The organism is Streptosporangium sp. NPDC023615 (assembly GCF_040640155.1).
GTDB lineage: Bacteria > Actinomycetota > Actinomycetes > Streptosporangiales > Streptosporangiaceae > Streptosporangium.
On record NZ_JBFABE010000164.1, the window covers coordinates 1 to 2,066 of the forward strand.

Genomic DNA, 2,066 nt, shown 5'->3' on the forward strand with positions numbered 1-2,066 from the left:
CCGGCTCCGCACCCACCGGCGGCCACTGCGACGCCCACGGACACGGCGTACCGGCGGAAACACCGGTGGAGAGGGTGCCCGGCGCGGAGGGGGTGACGGTGGCCGACACGTGGCGGGTCCAGCCGGAGCCGGCGGGGTCGGCGAGGTCGGCGTCGCCCGAGGGGCGCGAGTACACGCGCACCGGCCGGGCGCCGGAGTCGTCGGCACGCTCGACGACCACCTGGATCGCCGTGCCGCCGCCCGGGGACAGCGTCAGCGGGGCCTCGAACACCAGCTCGTCGACGCGGTCGCAGCCCGCGCGGCCACCGGCCTCCAGCACCAGCTCGGCGAGCGCCGCCCCCGGCAGCACGACCGTGCCGGACACCGCGTGCCCGGCCAGCCACGGCGTGGCGGTGACCGACAGCCGGCCGGTCAGCACGGCCTGACCGTCCTCGGGCAGGTCGACGACCGCGCTGAGCAGCGGGTGGCCGGCCTCGCGCAGGCCCGCCGAGGCCAGGTCGGCGGCGGGCGCGGGCGGGTCGAGCCAGAAGCGCTCACGCTCGAAGGCGTAGGTGGGCAGGTCCGCACGGCCGCCCGTGCCCGCCACCGCGGACCAGTCCACGCCCGCCCCGGCCGTCCAGGCGCGGGCGAGGCAGTCGGCGAGCGCGTCGTGCTCGGCGTGGTCGCGCCGGTGCAGGGGGACGATCGTCGTACCCTCGCGGGTGACGCAGTCGTGCGCCATGCCGGACAGCACCGCCCGCGGCCCCACCTCCACGAGGACGCCGGCGCCCTCGTCCTCCAGCCGGGAGACCGCCGCGTGGAACAGGACGGGCCGGACGATCTGGTCGAGCCAGTAGCGGGCGTCGGTCCAGGTCCCCTCGGTGCCGGCGACGAAGGCGGTGCGAGGGTGGCCGAACGTCACGCGCGCCAGCTCGGCGGCGAACGCGGGCAGCATCGGCTCCATGAGCGGGGAGTGGAAGGCGTGGCTGACGGTCAGCCGCCGGGTGCGCCGGCCGCGCGAGCGCCACTGCTCGGCGAGCGCCAGGCACTCCCGCTCGGCGCCGGACACGACCACGGCGGTGGGGCCGTTGACGGCGGCGATGCCGACGCGCGTCTCCAGGCCGGTCAGCGTCGCGGCGACCTCCTCGGCCGTCGCCTCGACCGCGACCATGGCGCCGGGGTCGCGGAGTTCCTGCATGAGTCGTCCGCGGGCGGCGATGAGGCGGGCCGCGTCCGTCAGGGACCAGACGCCGGCGGCGTGCGCGGCCGCGTACTCGCCCACCGAGTGCCCCGCGACGAGGTCGGGCCTCATCCCGTACGACTGCAGCATCCGGAGGGCCGCCACCTCGAAGGCGAACAGCGCCGGTTGCGTGTAGGCGGTCCGGTCCAGCGAGGCCGCGCCGGGACTGCCGGGCTCGGCCCACATGACGTCGCGCAACGGCCTGTCGAGGTGGGGGTCGAGGGCGGCGCAGACCTCGTCGAGGGCCGCGGCGAACGCGGGCGCGGCGGCGGCGAGCTCCCGGCCCATCCCGGCGCGCTGCCCGCCCTGCCCGGTGAAGAGGAACGCGATCCTCGGCTGCTCGACGGCCACCCCTTCGACGGTCGTCCCCTCGACGGCCGTGGCGGGGTCGGGCGCGTCGGCGACGTACGCCGAGAGCGTGGCGGTGAGGGCGTCGTGGTCGTGGGCGATCACGACGGCGCGGTGGGGGAAGGCGGCGCGGCCGGCGAGCGCGCGCGCCACGTCGGCGGGGGCCGGCCGCTCGCCGGAGGTGACGGCCGCGTGCAGCCGGACGGCCTGGGCCCGCAGGGACCGGGCGCCGCGGGCGCTGATCGGCCAGGCGGTCGGCCCGGAGAGGGGAACGCCCGGCTCGGCGTCGTCCCCCGGGGTCGTGGGATCGGGGGTGGGGGCCTCCTCGACGATGAGGTGGGCGTTGGTGCCGCTGATGCCGAAGGAGGAGACGCCCGCGCGGCGGGGCCGGGCGCCGGCCGGCCAGGCGCGGGCCCCGGTGAGCAGCTCGACCCGCCCGGCCGTCCAGTCGACGTGGGGGGTGGGTTCGGTGACGTGCAACGTCGGCGGCAACACCCCG

1 protein-coding gene is annotated in these 2,066 nt (G+C 78.1%); it reads right to left on the minus strand.

What is annotated here, in order from left to right; translation table 11 throughout:
- On the minus strand, nt 1–2,066 hold a 2,066-nt coding region (locus AB0G16_RS38670; RefSeq protein ID WP_362815995.1), incomplete at both ends, for a type I polyketide synthase.